The following is a 16703-nucleotide window of genomic DNA, read 5'->3' as shown; positions in this document are numbered from 1 at the left end:
GTCCTTCACCATGGCCTCCCGCGCTAGACCCCAACCGCGAGTTCCCTGCCCATCATGAAAGGGCAGGTGCGCACCGCGAACCAGCCAATCCACCGAGTTGCAGCTGGCATCGTGTCAAGAGGCGTAACAACACCGGTTCCTCGCGTATACCTTCTCGTCTTGCTCACCACACCCGGCCCGTCCGGTAGTACCGAGCCAACGTGACTTCGTCGAGGCTGCTCCCACCCCATCCCAGCGACCCCCAGGATGCGGCTACCTCCAGCTTCACCCCACCGCTACGACGGCGAGGAGACGGGCGGTCTCTCACCCCCGTCCGGGATACAGCGCCTCGTGGCGCACACCATGGCACGATAGGCAATCACGTGGAGCCCTCTCGAAGACGTGGATCTGTCGCAAGAACCTGTCTATCGATGGTTCTATGCCTGTTTCCACTGCCGCCCGACTCGACACCTTCGCCCGTGTTGCACCAATCTCTATCCGTTGCTGAGATCCACCTCGGTAAGCAGGCCGCTTGCCAGCATGGCAACGCTGACGGGAACACGCATTGACCCAAGGTCGTCGATCGATTACGGAGGATCTATGCAGAAACTCACCATCGGGCTACTCGGAGCCGCGACACTGCTGCTCACCACAGCGATGCCTGCCCAAGCAGATCTCCGCGATGCCGGTGCCGCAGGTGCAGCGCCGGCAGCCGTATCCGACGAGGAACGCGCGCCGGGCAGGGTAATCAATAAGTGGCTCGCCCAGGACCGGATCAACTTCCGCGCCATGGGTGAAGAGTTGGCACGGATCGGAGTCACCGATGTGCGAATCTCGAACCCGGCCTTTGGCATCGAGAATGCCTCACCGAGGCAAGCGGATCTAACTTACACCAAATATGTCCGAGCGCAGGTCGGCGTAACATCGGACGACCAGAACGTCATCTTCGACGTCCCTGTAAACGCGTTCACGATAACGACTGTGGCCTACAACTTCGTCTACACAGGTGGAAACAGTGACAACATCGAGGCGCACTGGAACTTCCGAGACGACTACGTCAATGGAAGCGCGCCGGACGATGCCGTAGGGATCGCACTGGAAAGTTACAACTTTGGCTGCTACTCCACCATTAACACTTGGAAGGAGTCCTACACATGGAATAACTCTCACCAAACCTCTGACGATGCAATCTGGCTCGAAAGCCTGACCCCTACGGCAGCGGTGTGGCGGATCCGCGATAGGGTAAGCGGGTTCCAGTTGAACGTAGATCACGGCTTTACCGCCATCAGCCTCAGGCGCTACAATGCCGAGGAAAACCCGCCAAGCTGTGGCTCAGACCGGTCACAGAGAATCGATGCATCTAGCTACTTCGAGCACAACCAGGATGGCAACGGGTCGTGGTCAGCATCGATCGGATGGGGGTTGTTCCAACTCAATTATACCGGCAGTGCTGGCGATAGACTGCAAAAAGCAGGAGGAATTGCCAGTATCCGCTTCTAGCATGAATTGAGCCTGCGAGTCGATGACAATGAAAGCAAATCAAAGTGGTACAGTTCGAGCCATTGGGACGGTGTCAATATTCGCGGGGCTGCTCGCCATTTTGATTAACTCGGTGTCTTCAAATAGGCCGATGTGGGTTAACTTCTTTGCTTTGATTCTTGCTGTCGTCGGGGCGGGTCTACGTATAGAAGCTGCGGTGACGGCTAATTTCGATCCCGACATTAGGAATTCCTCGATAGCGCCACGGGAGTAGCGTGAGGGGGCGGGGCAATGTGCGGATCTATTGACCCCGCCCCTGTTGCTGCGGCAACACTCGAAATAACGCTCGGCTCCGTTTGCGATTAGATGCAGAGCAGGCGCCGGGTAGATGGAGTCAGTCCTATCAAAATCTCCTGAGATTCATTGACGAACAATTCCAGTTGACTCTGTTCGAATTGTGCAAGCTTGTCGGATCAAAATTCTCCTTGCCAAAGCAGGCCCCGTAGTAGTCGGTTGTAGGTGCGGTTGTCGGTTTGCGAGCCGGTGGCCGTCGGCGGGCTGCTTGACTGGGGTTTTGATGCCGTGGCCTGCGCTTTCCTAGCCGGAGTCGGCCAAGGCGGGGTGGGTTGTTGGTGGCCAGTTGAGATTCCCCACTGGCGGCCACTTGGCGGGGAGGTATCTGGCCGTAGGTGACTCAGAGCTGATCCCTACCCGACGCCGCGCGGTGGACCCCGCTGAGCTATAACGACGTGATGGGAACAACCCCGACCCTTGTCATCGTCAGCGGACCGTCGGGGGCTGGAAAAACGACACTCGCGCACCTGCTCGCCCTGAGGATCGGCTGCCCAGCAATCTGCCGGGACGAGATCAAGGAGGGGATGGTCCACGCGGCCGGCGACTTCATTGCCGCACCGAGCGACGAGCTGACCCGTCGGACCCTTCCCACGTTCTTCAAGGTGCTGCAGCTGCTCCTGACCGCAGGCGTCACCACGGTCGCCGAGGCAGCCTTCCAAGACCGCCTCTGGCGCCCCGGCCTGCAGCCATTGATCGGGATGGCCGACATTCGGGTCGTGCACTGCCAGGTCACCGCACAGACAGCCTTTGGTCGCATCCAGCGACGGCAGGACGAGAACTCGATCCGGCGTGCCCACGCCGACGCATACCTCGGCGACCATCAGATCCATGCCGTCGGCCACGACGGCTTCCAGCCCGTCCGGCTCGGCGTGCCCGAGATCGAGGTAAACACCAGCGACGGCTATCGCCCTGGACTCGACGAGATCGTCGCCTTCGCAAACGCCGGACGATCAGCAACCCGTGGTTACCTTCCGTAGCTTCGGAACTGGCCGTCCACGGAGAAACCCGGCTGGCCGCCGACAGCGGGTCGAGTTCGGCGGCGGACCAGTTCAGGGCGGCGGTGATCCCGAGTTCGCGACTGATGTCCAGATCGGCAGGCCGTCCAGGCGCATGGTCGCTTGGATGCTCGCGCCGAAGTCGCGGGCCCCGGACCGTAGCCGCGCATATCGACGTAGAGATCGCCGTCGGTGAACCAGGTGCGGACCCGGTGAGCCCAGTAAACGGCCAGGGCGGTCTTGCCCACGCCGGGAGCGCCCGCGATGGTCGCGACGGCCATCGCGGGCTACCCGCAGGAGTGGTGCCGTCGTTGGGCAGCGCCGCGTCCAGACGGGTCAGGGTCTGCTCGCGGTTGACGAAGCGGGGCGCGGCGAGAGGGAGCTGACGAGGGGGTGCCGGTGGGGCGGCGGCGCGTCCGAGCAGGTTGATCCCGCCGTGCACCGTGCCGGCTTGGACGACCGCCTCGGCATCACCGGACGACTCGTTGCGCGCCGGGTACACGTGGTTGCCTCCTCGCCGAGGCCGAATCGTCGGCTACGGGGAGCTGATCTGGAGTTGGCCTGCGTACTGCCGGTAGGGGATCGCTGCGGCGACGGCCGCGTCACGCCACAGGTTCGCTTGCACGATCTTGGCCGGCTCGGTGATCAGCTCGCCGGAGACGAACCGCCCTGCTTCGTCGTAGTACATGGCGACGAGCTGCGAGGAGTCGAACAGCCAGTAGTCGTAGTGCGGCAGTGCGGCCGGCCAGTCGTCTGCGGACACCACGATCAGGCGGACGTCCTCGCCGGCCTCGACGGTGTGCTCGTAGGCCCAGCCGCACTCGAACCGGACGTAGTCCGACAACGGCTCGGTGACCACGTGCACGCGGTGCATGCGCTTGCCGGCCGACGCCGCCGCCCGCACGGTGTCGCACCAGGCTGCGATCCCGGGAAACTCGCCGCGACTCTCGCCCGCCAGGAACCGCCCGAACTCGTCCTGCTCGTACGCCACGTCGTACCGCTGGAGCGTTTCCAGGCGGTAGGCCGTGTAGCGGAAGTCGCGGAACAGTTGATTGAACTCGTCGTCATCGAGCGACGTGAACGATCGGGTCAACCCTCGATCACCGCTGCCCGGACTCGCGGTAACGCTCGACCGCCCCGAGCACCACCTCGGCAGGGATCCTGACCGCTCCTTCGCCGGGAAGGACATTCTCCAGCTCGCCGATAGAGCTTGGTCAGCTTCACCACGACCTCCGAATACAGCACCGCGCCGCCGGCACCTTCCGGTAAGGAGGATACTACTGAGAGTAGTGGCCGAGCAATCCGGCGGCCCCCTGTCCCATCGGACATCCGACCTCACGCTGGACCGTGACACCTGCAGGGCATCGAACCCGCCGCCGGCATCCCTCCCTCGGCTATCTCGGCCCTGGGTTGTCTCGGGAACCAGGTGCGTTGGGGCGGCGACTACTCCTACTGAGTCCCCTCGTTTCATCGACAGATGTGCATCAGGAGTGATCGTGTCGCGACCTCGTCCGCTTGTTGCCGTTCTCGCTGTAGCGATCGCGCTTCTCAGCGCCTGTGGCTCGGACCCCGGGGGTGGTGTCTCGTCGACCACGTTGCGTGTCGGGTTAAGTGCGGAGTCGGGTGCGTTGGATCCGCATGCGTTCACGGGCAACTTCTTGTTGCTGGACGCGATCTACGAGCCGTTGGTCAGCTATGGCAGGGACGGGCGGGTGGAGCCGGGTCTGGCGCAGTCGTGGACGGTTGCCGAAGACGGCCGGCAGGTGAGCTTTGAGCTGCGTGACGGTGTGCGGTTCAGCGACGGTACTCCGCTTGATGCCGCTGCCGTGAAGTGGAACTTCGACCGGTGGGTGGGCAACAAGCGTTTCTCGTTCTTTCGGGCGTCGCAGGTCATCACCTCCGTCGAGGCTCCGGATGCGGACACTGTCCTACTCACGTTGTCCGAGTCGTACGAGCCTCTGCTACAGGAGTTGTCGATCGTTCGTCCGGTGCGGCTGCTGAGTCCCGCGTCGGTGGCTGCGGATGGGACGTTTCAGGAGCCGGTGGGCACCGGGGCGTGGAAGTTCGTGTCGAGTAGCGCCACTGGTGTCGTCTTGGCCCGCAACGACGACTACTGGGGGCCGAAACCTGGTCTAGAGCGACTTGAGTTCAAGGTCATCCCGGATTCTCAGGCACGTGTTGACGCCCTCACCAACGGTGAGATCGATTTGATTGGTGGCGGCTATCTGGCGCCGATCACGCCGGTGGAGGCGCGGTCGCTGCGTGAGCACGCCGGTGCCGAACTGCTCAGCGGCGCGGCGGATGTCTCGATTCTGCTGGGCTTCAATCCGGACGGCCCTGCGGGCGACAGGGCCGTCCGGCAGGCTGTTGGCAAGGCGATCGACACCGGAGCGCTGGCGCAGGCGTTGTTCTTGGGCTTTGCGGAGCCGGCTCGGCGGGTGTTCCCGCCGGGTGTGCCGGATTCCGGCACGGACCTGCCGGTGGGTTTCGACCAGGCAGCTGCGCGCAGCGTGTTGGACGCCGCTGGGTACGTCCAGAGTGGTGAAACCCGGGTCAGGGACGGTAGGCCGCTGTCGCTGCGGATGCTCATCCCAGCAGCACCGGCTGAGGGACAGCTCGATCCTCGCACCATGGCCGCCGCGATCGCCGCTTCGTTGAAGGAGGTGGGCATCGGCGTGGAGTTGGTTCCGGTGGATGCCGCCGCCTACTACGACGAGCGGGCCGAGGGCAGGTACGACATCACGTTCTTCGAGACCCTGGGGGCACCGTATGATCCGTCCAGCTCGATCGTGTCGCTGTTCACCGATGGGGCGCGGGCGCCGCTGTGGGTGACGCCGGCCACCGAGGACCTGGTCGACAAGGCGTTGTTCGCCCGGGATTCCGCCGCCCGTGCCGTGGCTTACCAGGCGCTTTACGATGCGGTGGCTGCTGACGCCGGATTCGTGCCGTTGGTCTACCGGCCACGGCTGTGGGCGGTGCGGGCCGGGGTGGATGGCTTCGCGGTGCCCCCTACCGACGTGACTCTCGACCTGGCCGGGGTTACTGTTCGGTGAGCGTTCCCGGGCGTCTGCGTTCCGCCGGCGGCTACCTGACACGGTGGGTTGTCGACACGGTCGGTGTGCTTCTCGCACTGTCCGCCGGCACCTTCGCGCTCGTTCTGCTGGCGCGCGGTGACCCGGCGGCGATTCTGGCGGCGACTCGGGCTGGCCGGCCGGCGACTCCTGAACAGGTGGAGGCGGTCCGTGTCGAGTTGGGGCTGGATGCTCCCGCTGCGGTGCGGTACCTGCGGTGGCTGGCCGACGCGAGCACCGGTGATTTCGGGGTGTCGCTGCGAACGGATTTGCCGATCGGGCCTGAGATAGCCGATCGGATGGGCGTGACGGTGGGGCTGGTCGCGGGTTCTGTCGTGGTGGCGCTCGTGGTGGGGGTGACGGCCGGCATCGTCGGGGCGGTGTCGAAGCGTGGTTTGCTGCGCGGCGTGTTGCGGATCGGGGCGCTGCTGGCGACCTCGGTGCCGGCGTTCTGGCTGAGCTACCTGCTGGTTCTGGTTCTGGCGCTGCGGTTGCGACTGGTCCCGACCTCGGGGATGGCCAGCCCGGCGACGTGGGTGATGCCGATGGCGGTGCTCGGGCTGCCGGCGGCCGGCGTCCTGAGCCGGGTGGTGGCTGTCACGTTACGGGAGGCACTTGACCGGCCGTATGTCCTCGCCGCTGTGGCCCGGGGGAGCAGCCCGGTGTCGATCGTGGTCCGCGATGGCCTGCCGAACGCGGCCGGGCCGATCCTGTCCGTCACCGGAGTCACTGTCGGCAGCATGCTGGTGGGCACTGTCGTGGTGGAGCAGATCTTCGGGTGGCCCGGTCTCGGGGCGTACTTCGTATACGCGGCTGCGGCCCGGGACATCCCGGCGCTGCAGGCCAGCGCGCTGGTGCTGGGCGGAGGGTTCATCTTGGCCAACCGGCTCGCCGACGTGTTGCAGGTTCTCATCGACCCGCGATCTAGCCGGGGCCCGGGGACGCACCTGCGGATACCTCGGCCACGCTGGGGCCGCGGTGGTGCCGGGCAGGTTCCCGAGGATGTACGGGCGGTCACGGCATGACCGCCGGGCCGCGTCGACGCGGGCCGGCACGGACCGTTCTGGTCGCGTTGCCCTTGGCGGTGTTCGCGACCGTGGGGGTCCTGGCACCGATCCTGGCGCCGGCCGATCCGACGGCCAACGATCTGGCGGCCAGCCTGCTGCCGCCGTCGGCGGAGCATCTGCTCGGCACTGATCAACTCGGCCGCGACCAACTCAGCCGGATCATCCACGGGGCACGTATCTCGCTCGCGGTCACGGCGGCGGTCCTGGCGATCTCGGTGACCGTCGGGGTCGTCGCCGGCACGACCGCCGGCTATGCGGGTGGGTTTGTCGACCGGATCGTCTCCCGGGTCATCGACATGGCGGTCTCACTACCGGGGATGCTCGTGGCGCTGGCGGTCATCGGCGTGCGGGGCCCCGGTGTGGAGAACCTCGTGATCGCCATGTCGCTGTGGGCATGGGCGCCGTACGCGCGCATCGCGCGTGCCCGGGTCACGGGCCTGCGGGCCAGCCCGCATCTGGACGCGCTGCGGCTGCTCGGCGCCGGCCCCGTACGCATCATCTGCCGGCACCTGCTTCCGCCGGCCCTCGCGCCGTGTCTGGTGTACGCCAGCACCGATGTCGGCGCCATCGTGCTCGGTGTCGCCACGCTGAGCTTTCTCGGTCTGGGTATCCCCCCGCCGCAGGCGGAATGGGGTCAGATGCTCGTGGAGGGGCGCCCTCACCTGGCCTCGGCGTGGTGGCTGGCCTACCCGCCCGGACTGGCGATCACCGCCGTCGTATTCGCGAGTAACCTGCTGGGCGAGCGGCTGGCGGTCGGCGACGAGCGGCCCTCGATCCTGCGCTGGGTGCTCCCCGGGCGTCTGCGTGTCCGGGGCGGGCGGGCGCTGGCTGCGCGAGTCACGGGTGTGCCGGCCACCATCGCGACCACGTCCGCCGGGGACGGCACCCTGCTGCGTGTCCGGAACCTGTCCGTGGCTTACCCGCGCGGCAGTGAGCACCGACGTGTCGTCGCCGACGTCTCCTACGACGTCCCACGAGGGAAGATCCTGGCGATCGTCGGCGAGTCCGGCAGCGGCAAGACGACCTCCGCGTTGGCCTCCTTCGGCCTGCTGGACCCCAGCGCGGTCGTCACCGGCTCGGCGATGTGGGAAGCCGGCGCGGCGGCGCGGCAACTCGTCGGACTCACCCCACGGGAGCGACGCCAGATCAACGGCCGCCGCGTGGGCGTGGTCTTTCAGGACAGCCTCGCCGCACTCAATCCACTCCGCAGTGTCGGCGCGCATGTCGACGAGGCCGTACGCAATGCCGGCAACCCCGGCCAGCGGACGGCGATCCGCCGGGTCAGCGAAGACCTGCTGCACCTGGCCGGGCTTCCCGATCCCGCCACGGTCACCCGCCAGTTTCCCCACCAACTGTCCGGCGGGATGCGCCAACGCGTCCAGATCGCCATCGCGATCGCAGGTGAGCCGGAGTTGCTCGTCGCCGACGAACCGACCTCCGCACTCGACGTGACCGTGCAGGCGCGGCTACTCGACCTGCTGGCACGGCTCCGCGACGAACTGGGTATGGCCATGATCATCGTCAGCCACGACCTGGCGGTGGTCACCCGGCTGGCCGACAACGTGGCCGTCATGTATGCCGGCCGGATCGTGGAATCCGGGCCCCTCGACGCCGTGATCGGCAACCCCGACCACCCCTACACCCGGGGTCTACTCGACGCCGTGCCGCGCCCCGGGACCGTACCGGGCACCCGGTTCCGCACCATGCCAGGCCGCACCGGTGCCGGACCGGACGACACCACCGGCTGCGCGTTCGCACCCCGCTGCCCGGACGTCGTGCCGGAATGCGCGCACCAGCAGCCCAGGCTGCTGGCCTTGACCTCCCTACCGGCTCACCGGTCGGCGTGCCCTCGACAGCAGTCCGACGGGCCGGCACTCGCCGCTGAGACCGCCCGCGACCCGGATGGGGTGTGAGCGATGCTGGAGGTCGAACGACTCACCGCCGGCCACCCCAGGCGTCAGCGACGCGGACTGGTGACCGTCGTCGAGGACGTGACACTACACGTCGCGGGCGGCGAGATCGTCGGACTCGTCGGCGAATCGGGCTGCGGGAAGACCACCCTCGCCCGGGTCATCACGGGACTACACCGACCCCTCACCGGCGTGGTGCGGTTCTGCGGCGTCGACGTGCACGCCCTGCGCGGCCGGACGTTACGGACGCATAGACGCCAGGTGCAGATGGTGTTCCAGGACCCCTATCTGACCCTCAGCCCACGGCAGACGGTGCGTCAGGCCGTCACCGAGCCACTGCACATCCACCACATCGGCGACGCTCGCTCGCGGGCCGCGCGCGTCGCCGAGGTGCTGAACCTCGTCGGACTCGATCCGCAGCTTGGTGACCGTCGGCCCCGGCAACTGTCCGGAGGCCAGCAGCAAAGGGTCGCGATCGCCCGCGCACTGGCCCTGAGGCCGCGCCTCCTGGTGTGCGACGAACCGGTCACCGCGCTCGACGTCTCGGTGCAGGCGACCATCCTCAACCTGCTGTGCGACCTCCGCGATCAGCTCGACCTGGCCTGCCTGTTCATCTCCCACGACCTCGCCGTCGTCCAACAGTTCGCCGACCGGGTCGCGGTCATGCGCCACGGCCGCATCGTCGAACAGGGCACGACCAAACAGGTCGGCAGCAACCCTCGCCATCCCTACACCCGGGAACTGCTCGCCGCAACCCCCGCCATTGGCCTGGACGTGAGCCGGACTGCTGTGCGGACTTCTCGCAGCGGGTGACGTCGGCGCTGGTGCCTCAAACTGCTCGTGGCAGGCATCGTCTCGCTACCTGGCCGGCGCCGCGTGCTGCGAATCCGGCCGGGCGGCACGGTTGCGGGCGAGTTGTTCCTCGTCGGCGGGCTTCTCGTAGATGGTGACGTGGGTGCCGGTGCCGAGGTAGGGCTCGCGGCGCCAGCCGCCCCAGCGGTGGCGGCGGTGCAGTCCACTGAGGCGGGCCATGAGGTCGAGTTCGGAGGGCCAGGCGTAGCGCATCGACACCGGAGCCAGGCGGATGCCTTCGTTGGTGATGAGAATGTGCTGGCCGTCGAAGCGTTGGTCGACCGGATCGTGGCGTACCGCGACGAGACGGACGTGGTCGTGGTCGACGCGGTGGGCGTCGACGCTCTGCTGCCGCTGGTAGCGGGCGAGGTCAGGCACCAGGCATTCCAGCACGAATCGGCCTCCTGGTAGGAGGCGTCGGGCGACGTTGGCGAAGCAGCGCACTTGATCTTCCTGCGTCATCAGGAAAAAGAAGGTGGTGAAGACGACGAAGATCATGGCGAAGCGGTCGTCGGTGCCCGGGTCGACGTCGGCCATGTCGCCGATGGCGACCGGGATCTGGTCGCCGCCGGGTTTGGCCCGCATGTGGGCCACCATCGCCTCGGAGGCGTCGATGCCCCGCAGGTCGACACCGCGCTCGGCGAGGGGGATGGTGACCCGGCCGGTGCCGACGGCGAGTTCCAGGACTGGCCCTGCCGGCCCCTCCTCGATCAGGCCGGCCAGGCACTGCACCGCGTCGGTCGGGTCGAGGTCGGCGTGCCACTCGTCGTAGACGTCGGCGTTGCGCTCACCGTAGGTTTCCGGTCCGTACGTGCTCATGGGGCTCCTGTCCAGGGCAGTCCGTCCAGCGGTCGCATGTCGTGGGTGACGGTGCCGGCGGCGGCAAGCGAGTGGTACAGGCCGATTTCGGCGGTGGGCCCCTCGGCCATCACCAGGGCGGTGCAACCACGTTGGTCGGCGAGGTGAATGATCTGGTCGCCGACCTGGGCGGTCAGGAAGAACTCCGGGCTGCCGGGGAAGATCGGCAGCCGCTCGGGACCATGCCAGCCGGCGAGCCGGCCGGCGGCCGGTGGGTGCAGGAACGTCATGCCGTAACCGCAGCCGGAGGCCAGTGCCGCGTCCAGCAGTTGGGGGCGCCGACCCAGCGCGGCGTCGATCACCGCCGTGTACACATTCACGCCGAGCGAGCGGCACATCATCTCCCCGATGACCGCCCCGGCGATCCGTCCGTTGATCTCCACGACCTCCGGGCCGGCCGGGGTGTGCGCGAACTCGGTGTGGGCCACGCCGTCGGCGAATCCGACCGCGGCGAGGATCCGACCTATCCAGCCCTCCAGTCGATCCAGGTCGGCTCGTGGAAAGGCGACCGGAAAGGCGACTGCCTCTTCCCGGCGTACCGGTTCCGGGGTGTGGACGTGCACGGCGATCCCAAGGAGTCTCGTGTGTCCCTGCCAGCTGACTGTCTCGGCGCTGTAGACGGGGCCGGGGAAGTAGGGTTCGGCCACCAGATGCGGGCCCAGCAGGGTGGCGTCGGCGACCTCGCGGGCGGCCCGGTCGCGTTCGGTGTCGTCGCGGATCAGCCAGACCGACCGGGAAGAGGTGCCCGCCGAGTCCTTCAGGATCATCGGGTAGCCGATCGCCGCGACCGCGTCGGTGACCGCCTCGGCCGTGGCCTTGACCCGGGTCGCGTCGGCGCGGCTGAGTCCGGCCCGGTGCAGCAGGGTACGGACGTGCGCCTTGTCCCGCAGGGTGCGAGCGACCTGCGGGCCGAGGGTGGCCAGGCCGTACCGTTGCGCCAGCTGCGCGCCGGGCAGCATCCAGGTGTCGGTGGAGTTGACCAACCCGGCCAGGTCAGGGACTCGGTCGAGGATCGCCGCGCAGGCGTCCACGTCGGTGGTGTCGACGTCGATCACTTCCAGCTCCTGCGGACCGAGGTGGTCAAGTTCGTACGCGTAGACCGACCGATTTCCAGTGAGCAGGCACAGCCGGTGTCCGGCAGCGGTGGCGGCGTCGCGCAGGCGGGCTAGACCGAAGGTGAGCGCTTCGAGGAGCACGATGGTCATGCGAGGTCCCCCTCGCTCTCCGGCGGTCGGGTCGCCTGCACGACGAGTCGCTTCGCGTTGTTGTCGTACGGTTCTCCGGCGAAGCCCCCGAAGCAGACGATCCCGGTGAATCCGGCGGCGGCGAGCATGGCGCGGATCTCGGCGGCGCTGTAGACGAACTGTTCGAAGAACCCGTGCCGAGCGGTGACGCCCCGGACCAGGGTCCAGTCGCTGCGGAACCGGGTCCAGTCGTCCAGGACGGTGTCCCGCATGAACAGGTAACCACCGTCCACCTCGACCGTCTTCGGAGTGCCGGCCCACCGGGCGAAGATCTCCTTGCTGAACAAGTCCATCAGCAGCCGACCACCCGGCACCAGGCTCTGCCAGGCGTGGCGTAGCACCAGCTGATTCTGTTCCGGATCGGCGAAGTAGCCGAACGACGTGTACATGCTGATGACCAGCTCATAGCAGGCCGGCTCCACGAACTCGCGCATGTCGGCGCGAACCAGCCGCAGCGCGACCCCAGCCTCCTTGCTCGCCGTGCGGGCTTGGTCCAACATCGCCGCGCTCAAATCAACCCCGGTGACCTGGGCACCCCGCGCGGCGAGCGGAACAGCGTAGGTACCCGGCCCGCAGCCCAGATCCAGCGCCCTGGTCCCGGTCGTCACCGTGAACAGCGGCGACGTTGCCACCCACCGCTGTGCCTCCTGTCGGCGGTGCGGAGCGAACAGCGCCCCCGCGAAGTCCACCCAGAACCCGTCGTCTTCAAACCACTCCACAGGCGACTCCGAACTCGTTCGACGACCGACGCACTACAGGTCGCCAGGCAGTGCGCGGAAGTTCCCTGTCACGAGCGAAAGAATTAGTTCCCCCGCCGCACTTGACAACCGTTGGCGAATGTGCGCCGGCTATCGATGCAGGGCAAACTCAAATACCAAGATCAAGCCGAAGGGCATCGTGTGGAAGTCCGGAACTAATCTATCCGGCGGAGCGACCAAGCTGACAGCCGAAGCCGGCAGAAGTCACGCCTCCATCCGACGAGCGCCGGATATCCGCTGACCGCCTACATCCACAAACGACAATGCAACAAGTCTGTCGTGGTCAAGGATCCATCCGGGCGGTCGGCCACCGACCCACCGCGACCCGCTGTCCACGCCGAGGAGCGATCATCCCATGCCGTTCACGGGCGCACCGACGACCCCGCCGCTGCACTCCCATGTCACCGACGCCATCAAGACACCGAGCCTCATCCGTCTGTCGGAGACCATGGTTCTCGCCCGCTTCGAGACACTGAAGGTCTATGCCGCCCTCGGCGCGGTCCGGGCGCTACTGGCCGCGGGCACCATCCGCCCCGGCGACACTCTGATCGACAGTTCCAGCGGCATCTATGCGTTGGCTCTGGCCCTGGCCTGTCACCGCTACGGCCTACGATGCCACATCGTCGCCTCGACCACCGTGACCCCGACCATCCGGTCGCAATTGGAGATCCTCGGCGCCACCGTGGACCAGATGCCCACCGAGAGCGACCTGCGGCTCGACCAGAACCGGCGCGTGGCGCGGGTCCAAGAGCTTTTGCGCGCCAATCCCGGCATGCACTGGATGCGGCAGTACCACGACCCGGTGCACCGCCTTGGCTACGCCGAACTGGCGACGCTCGTGCGGGCCGCCATCCCGCAAGCCCCGCTCGCCGTGGTCGCCGCCGTCGGCACCGGCGCGTCAAGCGCCGGCCTGATCCAGCCGATCCGCGAGCAGGACCCCTCAACCCGGCTGGTGGGTGTCCAGCCCTTCGGCAGTGTGAGCTTCGGCAGCGAACGCTTCCTGGACCCGGAGGCCATCATCGCCGGCATCGGCAGCGCCATCCCCTTCGACAACGTCCGCCACGGACTCTACGACCAGGTGCATTGGCTTACCTTCCGCCACGCCATGGCCGGCACAATCGCGCTCATGCGCTCTCACGCGATCTTCGCCGGCCTCTCCACCGGCGCGGCATATCTCGCCGCCCGATGGGAAGTCCGGCACCATCCGGAACGGGTGCACCTGCTGATCGGTGCGGACACCGGCCACCGGTACGTCGACAAGGTCTTCGCTCGTCACCGCGAGGCCGCCGACGCGAACACGCTGGAGCCCGTCGAGATCAACTCCCTCGACGATCTGTCTCCGCCCTGGTCGACCATGCCGTGGGCGCGACGCGACTACCCGCCGGGGGTCGGTTCCGACCAGCTCAGCGCCGCTGCGTCCGGCTCTCCACGACCGCAGCCGCCAACCGGCCGTCCTGCGGCCACCGGATGAAAGCGTCGCCCCTCCTGGCGAAGACGCCCCGGAAAGGCCGACGTCGACCGCCAGGAGTCCTCGCCAATGGCTGCCTCGGTGAAACCCACCCTGGCCCGACTGCATATCAAGCCCAGGCAGGCGGCATCGCACCCCGGCCCTCGTCTCAATCGCGCTGAACGTGGCGGTCCCACGGCAGGCAGCGGACCCGCCATCGCCCCACCACCAGTACAAAGATCGGCAAGACGACACATTGTGCGGCCACGACCAGCCAGAATCCGGGGAGGAACCCGCCGCGTTCGAACACCTCGTACACGGTGCCGCCGACCACGCCGCTGAGGAACGAACCGACGCCGACGGCCAGCCGCTGCTGGCCGAAGACCACGGTCGCCGACCTTTTCGATCGCGCCAACGCTTCGAGGTCGTTCTTGAGGAACAACACCGCGCTGCCGACACTGATCGCGGCGACCCCGACTACGATCGCCGGACCATTACCGCCGGTGAACGCGACCATCCCCGTCGTCAGACAGCCGAACCCGATCGCCATCGCGGTCGGATAGCTCATCTTCTCGACCCGTTGTGCCATCAGGGGCTGCACGACCACCAAGCCAAGGGAGTAGCCCATCATGGCCGCCCCGAACAGCAGGGTGGCCACCCGACCCTGCGCATAGCTGGAGAGATATTGATAGAACTGCATGTGAACGTAGAAGGACAGGGCAGTGACGACGAACGGCAACACCGCCACCCCGTGCATCATCCGGCGGAACGGTTCCACCGGCGGGGCATCGGCGGTCCGCCGCTCCCGACGAAGGAACACATGACCGAGTGCCACGCTGGTGTAGACCGCCGTGACGATGGTGAACATCTCATCCGGTCGTTGGACGAGCAGCGCCCCCACGACCGGCCCGACGGCGATACCGAGGTTGCCGGCCGCGTTGCCCGCTGACACCAGCCGGGGCCGCTGCTCACCACCGACCCCGTGCACCAGATAGCTGCGGTATGCCGGCGAATACAGCGACCCGCCGCCAGAGATGAGCAACAGACCCGCGATCGTGAACAGTGGGCTGCCCGTCCCCAGAAAAAACGCCGAACCCCCGAGGCTGTACAAGACCAACGCGGCGACCAGCGACCGCTTCAACCCCAGCCGCTCGGCCACCGCCGCAGTCGCCGGAGCGCTGGCGAACTGCACCAGGGTCGCTGCGCCGAGCACCACTCCGACCTGCGCCATCCCCACGCCCATCCGCTCACGCAGCAGCACCGCCATGTACGGATAGATCGAGAAAGAGCCAACATTGACCAGGAAGCCGCCGGCCAACACCGCGACCTGAGCGCGCGTGAAAGCGCCCCCACCGAGCCCCCGGCGCTCCCGAGCCCCCGCCTGAGACGAGATCGGCACCGCCATCACCCGGCCGACCTGTGACAACCGGACCGGGTAAATTCGGCGAAACGCCGTTTCGTCCCCTCAGGCCAACTCAGGTCCACCGCGGCCTCCGACCAGAACCACGTCCACCGCGTCCCTGTCCTCAGCAGCAAACCATCGACGAAGATCGCACCCGCTTGTCCGCAATGTAAGCCAAACGCTCCGCTCGCACACGGGACGGCGTCAGGACCCCGCCGGCCCGGATCGCGCCCCAGAAGCCAAGCGGCCAGATTCGGTGGCCACCACACCCAAGCCGGGCGCATCCCCAAGGACGATCCGACCCCGATCGAGCCCCAACCCACGAAACGGCGGATCACGCAGAAGAAACTGACTGTCGATGTCGATCTCATCGGCCAGCGGCGCCAGCAAAGCCGCCTGGCTGAGCGCCAACTCCGACTCACAGTTGCAGCTCAACATCACCGACAAGCCCACCTGCCGCGCGGCGTCTATCACCCGTCGGGTGGCGTGCACACCCCCCGACTTTGCCAGCTTCACCACCACCCCATCGGCAAGCCCTCGCGCGGCGTGAACACTGGCCACATCGGTGCAACCCTCATCCAGGAACACCGGCAGCCGGCCCGGCACCTTCCGGTACCGGAGATAGGCGTCTACCGTCTCCCTCGGGAAAGGCTGCTCAACGAGCTGAATATCGAGGCCCCGTAACCGTGGCGTCAGATCCCGGGCTGTCTCGAAATCCCACGCCTCGTTGGCATCGATCCGGATCGGCAGATTCGTCACGGCCCGGACGGCGACCAGCCGGTCGATGTCCTCGGCGCCCCGCACCTTCATCTTGTACGCGCCCACCGGCGGAGCAGCCGCTACCGCCGTCAGGCTCTGCGCGACGCTGCCGATCCCGATCGTGTACCCCGTCGGCTTGACGAAGGTGCGAGGCACGCCAAGAAGCTGCCATGTCGGTACGCCTGCGGACCTGCCGATCCAGTCATGCACCGCGCCGTCAAGAGCCATTCGGGCGCCGACGGGCGCGGCCCACTCCGCCACCCGATCCAGCACCCTGCCTGGATCAGACAAATCAGAGCCGAGAACTTCCCGCCCCTGCGCCTCGACCGCCGCGATGACCTCCTCGACCGTCTCGCCATGAGCCCACGCCGGAGTCCCCTCTCCCCAACTGGTGACGCCGTCGTGCACGACCGTCACGACACACGTATCCGTCGAGTCGTAGGCAAAACCAGCACTCCGAAACACCGTCGACAAACGTAATGCCACACGGCCGGCGCGCACCTCCATAGCAGCCAGGATGTCACCATC

General features: G+C 67.1%; 13 protein-coding genes. 7 read left to right on the top strand and 6 right to left on the bottom strand.

Translation table 11 applies throughout. The annotated features are described in order from the left end of the window. The first annotated feature begins 579 nt into the window (after positions 1 to 579). Both ACQPYA_RS18585 and ACQPYA_RS18580 read left to right on the top strand, forming a co-directional pair. On the top strand, positions 580 to 1479 hold the full coding sequence (locus tag ACQPYA_RS18585; RefSeq protein WP_433528358.1) for a hypothetical protein: 900 nt from the start codon (positions 580 to 582) through the stop codon (positions 1477 to 1479). Between the two features lie 731 nt (positions 1480 to 2210). After that, positions 2211 to 2789: an AAA family ATPase gene (locus tag ACQPYA_RS18580; RefSeq protein WP_433528357.1), complete on the top strand. Its 579-nt coding sequence runs from the start codon at positions 2211 to 2213 to the stop codon at positions 2787 to 2789. A gap of 553 nt (positions 2790 to 3342) precedes the next feature. Here the strand turns inward: ACQPYA_RS18580 and ACQPYA_RS18575 are convergent. Further along, positions 3343 to 3900, bottom strand: coding sequence for a DUF6879 family protein (locus tag ACQPYA_RS18575; protein ID WP_433528356.1), 558 nt, complete (start codon positions 3898 to 3900; stop codon positions 3343 to 3345). A gap of 535 nt (positions 3901 to 4435) precedes the next feature. On the opposite strand from ACQPYA_RS18575, the gene ACQPYA_RS18570 reads away from it, so the two are divergent. From ACQPYA_RS18570 to ACQPYA_RS18555, 4 genes are all read left to right on the top strand, one after another. Beyond that, positions 4436 to 5860 carry an ABC transporter substrate-binding protein gene (locus tag ACQPYA_RS18570; protein WP_433528355.1) on the top strand — a complete coding sequence of 475 codons (1425 nt, stop codon included), beginning with the start codon at positions 4436 to 4438 and terminating at the stop codon, positions 5858 to 5860. Between the two features lie 65 nt (positions 5861 to 5925). Continuing rightward, positions 5926 to 6903, top strand: a complete 978-nt coding sequence (locus tag ACQPYA_RS18565; RefSeq protein WP_433528354.1) for an ABC transporter permease — start codon at positions 5926 to 5928, stop codon at positions 6901 to 6903. Beyond that, positions 6900 to 8858 (top strand): dipeptide/oligopeptide/nickel ABC transporter permease/ATP-binding protein, encoded by a 1959-nt coding sequence (locus ACQPYA_RS18560; RefSeq protein WP_433528353.1) that lies wholly within the window; start codon positions 6900 to 6902, stop codon positions 8856 to 8858. Before ACQPYA_RS18565 ends, ACQPYA_RS18560 begins: the two co-directional genes overlap by 4 nt. Before the next feature lie 60 nt (positions 8859 to 8918). Then, a complete protein-coding gene (locus tag ACQPYA_RS18555; RefSeq protein ID WP_433528352.1) occupies positions 8919 to 9668 on the top strand; it encodes an ATP-binding cassette domain-containing protein in 750 nt (249 codons plus the stop codon). A 45-nt stretch (positions 9669 to 9713) separates the two neighbouring features. Here the strand turns inward: ACQPYA_RS18555 and ACQPYA_RS18550 are convergent, their stop codons facing one another. The 3 genes from ACQPYA_RS18550 to ACQPYA_RS18540 are packed head-to-tail and all read right to left on the bottom strand — an operon-like array spanning position 9714 to position 12528. Continuing rightward, entirely contained in the window at positions 9714 to 10526 is an 813-nt protein-coding gene (locus tag ACQPYA_RS18550; RefSeq protein WP_433528351.1) for a class I SAM-dependent DNA methyltransferase, read from the bottom strand. Then, positions 10523 to 11770 (bottom strand): ATP-grasp domain-containing protein, encoded by a 1248-nt coding sequence (locus tag ACQPYA_RS18545; RefSeq protein WP_433528350.1) that lies wholly within the window; start codon positions 11768 to 11770, stop codon positions 10523 to 10525. The genes ACQPYA_RS18550 and ACQPYA_RS18545 overlap by 4 nt, the downstream gene beginning before the upstream one ends. After that, a complete protein-coding gene (locus ACQPYA_RS18540; protein ID WP_433528349.1) occupies positions 11767 to 12528 on the bottom strand; it encodes a class I SAM-dependent methyltransferase in 762 nt (253 codons plus the stop codon). The genes ACQPYA_RS18545 and ACQPYA_RS18540 overlap by 4 nt, the downstream gene beginning before the upstream one ends. A 394-nt stretch (positions 12529 to 12922) precedes the next feature. On the opposite strand from ACQPYA_RS18540, the gene ACQPYA_RS18535 reads away from it, so the two are divergent. Continuing rightward, positions 12923 to 14038 (top strand): pyridoxal-phosphate dependent enzyme, encoded by a 1116-nt coding sequence (locus tag ACQPYA_RS18535; RefSeq protein ID WP_433528348.1) that lies wholly within the window; start codon positions 12923 to 12925, stop codon positions 14036 to 14038. Between the two features lie 145 nt (positions 14039 to 14183). Here the strand turns inward: ACQPYA_RS18535 and ACQPYA_RS18530 are convergent, their stop codons facing one another. Together ACQPYA_RS18530 and ACQPYA_RS18525 are read right to left on the bottom strand one after the other, a co-directional pair. Beyond that, positions 14184 to 15419 (bottom strand): MFS transporter, encoded by a 1236-nt coding sequence (locus ACQPYA_RS18530; RefSeq protein WP_433528347.1) that lies wholly within the window; start codon positions 15417 to 15419, stop codon positions 14184 to 14186. A gap of 201 nt (positions 15420 to 15620) precedes the next feature. Next, positions 15621 to 16682, bottom strand: coding sequence for an enolase C-terminal domain-like protein (locus ACQPYA_RS18525; RefSeq protein ID WP_433528346.1), 1062 nt, complete (start codon positions 16680 to 16682; stop codon positions 15621 to 15623). Positions 16683 to 16703: the final 21 nt, after the last annotated feature.

Source organism: Micromonospora sp. CA-263727 (assembly GCF_050942455.1).
Lineage (GTDB): Bacteria > Actinomycetota > Actinomycetes > Mycobacteriales > Micromonosporaceae > Micromonospora.
This window is presented reverse-complemented; position numbering and strand designations above follow the sequence as displayed.

Excerpts from the sequence above, each read along its gene's own strand:
- ACQPYA_RS18535 (WP_433528348.1), top strand. The coding sequence starts at position 12,923 with ATGCCGTTCACGGGCGCACCGACGACCCCGCCGCTGCACTCCCATGTC.
- ACQPYA_RS18545 (WP_433528350.1), bottom strand. The coding sequence starts at position 11,770 with ATGACCATCGTGCTCCTCGAAGCGCTCACCTTCGGTCTAGCCCGCCTG.
- ACQPYA_RS18585 (WP_433528358.1), top strand. The coding sequence starts at position 580 with ATGCAGAAACTCACCATCGGGCTACTCGGAGCCGCGACACTGCTGCTC.
- ACQPYA_RS18525 (WP_433528346.1), bottom strand. The coding sequence starts at position 16,682 with ATGGAGGTGCGCGCCGGCCGTGTGGCATTACGTTTGTCGACGGTGTTT.
- ACQPYA_RS18530 (WP_433528347.1), bottom strand. The coding sequence starts at position 15,419 with ATGGCGGTGCCGATCTCGTCTCAGGCGGGGGCTCGGGAGCGCCGGGGG.
- ACQPYA_RS18550 (WP_433528351.1), bottom strand. The coding sequence starts at position 10,526 with ATGAGCACGTACGGACCGGAAACCTACGGTGAGCGCAACGCCGACGTC.
- ACQPYA_RS18560 (WP_433528353.1), top strand. The coding sequence starts at position 6,900 with ATGACCGCCGGGCCGCGTCGACGCGGGCCGGCACGGACCGTTCTGGTC.
- ACQPYA_RS18580 (WP_433528357.1), top strand. The coding sequence starts at position 2,211 with ATGGGAACAACCCCGACCCTTGTCATCGTCAGCGGACCGTCGGGGGCT.